The following is a 2049-nucleotide window of genomic DNA, read 5'->3' on the forward strand; positions in this document are numbered from 1 at the left end:
GAGCAGTCGGACGCCCTCGACGACACCGTCGTTGGCGCAGGTGTGGGTGACCTTCGCGCGCCCGAACGGGGTGTCGAACTCCTGGCCGGCCTCACCTTCGAGCGCGAAGCCGTGGTTCTGGGAGGTGATCGCGATCTGCCCGGTCTCGTGGTCGATGACCGGGATGTTCAGGCCGCGGTGACCGAACTTCATCTTGTAGGTGTTCAGGCCGAGCGCGCGACCGAGGATCTGGTTGCCGAAGCAGATACCGAACAACGGCAGACCCTGGCCGAGGATCTCCTTCGTCAGGTGCACCACGTCGCCGACCGCCGCGGGATCACCGGGGCCGTTGGACAGGAACACGCCGTCGGCCTTCAGGTCGAGGATGTCGTGCAGGGTCGTGGTGGCGGGCAGCACGTGCACGCGGATCCCGCGCGCAGCCAGCAGGCGCGGGGTGTTGCTCTTGATCCCCAGGTCGAGGGCCGCGACGTCGAAACGCGCCTCACCCTCGGGTTCGACGACGTAGCCGCTGGTGGTCGTGACCTCACGTGCGAGATTCGCGCCGAGCATCGGAGGCTGCGCCTTGACGCGGTCGAGGAGGGCGTCGATGTCGAGGTCGTCGCCGTTCCAGGCGAGTGCGTCGCCCGAGAAGATTCCCGCCCGCATCGAGCCGAGGGTGCGCAGGTGCCGTACCAGCGCGCGGGTGTCGATGCCCGCGATCCCGACGACCTTCTGCCGTTCGAGTTCGTCCTGCAGGGAACCGGTGGCGCGCCAGCTCGAGGTGGTGCGCGACGGGTCGCGCACCACGTAGCCGGCCACCCAGATCTTCGAGTCGGCCGCGTTGCCGTCGGGGCCGACCGATTCGTTGTCCTCGTCGTTCCAGCCGGTATTGCCGATCTGCGGTGCGGTGGCAACCACGATCTGGCGGTGGTAGCTCGGATCGGTGAGGGTTTCCTGGTAGCCGGTCATTGCCGTGGTGAACACGGCCTCGCCGAGCGTCTGGCCGACCGCGCCGAAAGTGGTGCCGCGGAAGGCACGTCCGTCCTCGAGGACCAGCACCGCGGTGCCGCCGCCGAATGTTCTGCCGCTCATGCGTTGTCTCCGTTCTTATCGACCGCACCAGAGCCGGCCGCGCGGGCTGAGATCTCGCGTGTCGTGATCGTCGTGTTGTTCGTCGTGATCGTCATCGTCGTTGTGATCGTCACCGTCTCAAGATCTTTCGTCGTTCCCGTTGGTCCAGAGCGGGTAGATCGACTTGTCGTCGCCGCGGAAGCCCGTGTCGATCTCGGTCCCCGAGGGCAGCTCCCAGCGGATGACCAGCACCCCGTCCTTGGACATGACCTTGCCTGCCAGCCCGCGCTCGGTGCGGATCGCGCGGATCGAATCCTGCGGGATCCAGATCGGGGATGCACCGTCGCGTTCGAGCAGGACACCGGATCGGTAGCGCGACAGTTCCGCGTTCGCGCGGTGTCCGAGGTCGCCGACCGCGACGCGGTCCTGCCAGCTCGGCGCGAGGGTGCTGCCGACGTACAGGCCCGTGCTCGGCTCGACGAGCCGCTCCCCCAGCTCCGCGGGCACGGTCGGCAATTCGCCGACGGCGTCCTGCTGCCGGCGGGCGCGTCCCTTCCAGCCCTTCCACATCAGCAGGACGAGCACGACCCACAGCGCGAGGAAACCGACGGTGAGAAAAAGCCGATCCATGTCGGTTCCTACCTTTCGCCCGTGCGTGGGAACACCTCACCGTTGCGGGCGGTGATCCGCCCGCGCAACACGGTGGTGGTGACCCGGCCCGGCAGGGTCATGTCTTCGTACGGCGTGTTGTGGGAGATGCTCGCGAGGTCGGGGCCGTGCACCGTCCACTCGGTGTCCGGGTCGACGAGCACGACGTTCGCGGGCTCGCCCACGTCGAGCGGCCGGCCCTGGTCGTCGAGGCCCACGATCTCCGCGGGACGCTCGCTCATCACCTTCGCGACGCCGCGCCAGTCCAGCAGCCCGGGCCGGACCATCGTCTCGATCACGACGGACAACGCCGTCTCCAGTCCGAGCATTCCCGGACGTGCCTGCGAGAAC

Annotated in this window: 2 protein-coding genes and 1 pseudogene; all 3 read right to left on the reverse strand. The window is 68.1% G+C overall.

The features are described from left to right. A partial coding sequence (carA, locus tag R1101_RS0122090; protein ID WP_016935409.1) for a glutamine-hydrolyzing carbamoyl-phosphate synthase small subunit occupies positions 1-1071 on the reverse strand: 1071 nt, incomplete at its 3' end. A 117-nt stretch (positions 1072-1188) separates the two neighbouring features. Then, positions 1189-1680: a PH-like domain-containing protein gene (locus tag R1101_RS0122100; protein WP_016935410.1), complete on the reverse strand. Its 492-nt coding sequence runs from the start codon at positions 1678-1680 to the stop codon at positions 1189-1191. Positions 1681-1688: 8 nt separating this feature from the next. Next, positions 1689-2049 (reverse strand): annotated as a pseudogene (locus tag R1101_RS0122105) (amidohydrolase family protein); the annotation flags it as partial.

This window comes from Rhodococcus sp. R1101 (genome assembly GCF_000278445.1).
Classification (GTDB): Bacteria; Actinomycetota; Actinomycetes; order Mycobacteriales; family Mycobacteriaceae; genus Rhodococcus; species Rhodococcus gordoniae.

What these genes read in the sequence shown, in the direction of transcription:
- R1101_RS0122100 (WP_016935410.1), bottom strand. Translation starts at nt 1,680, where the DNA reads ATGGATCGGCTTTTTCTCACCGTCGGTTTCCTCGCGCTGTGGGTCGTG.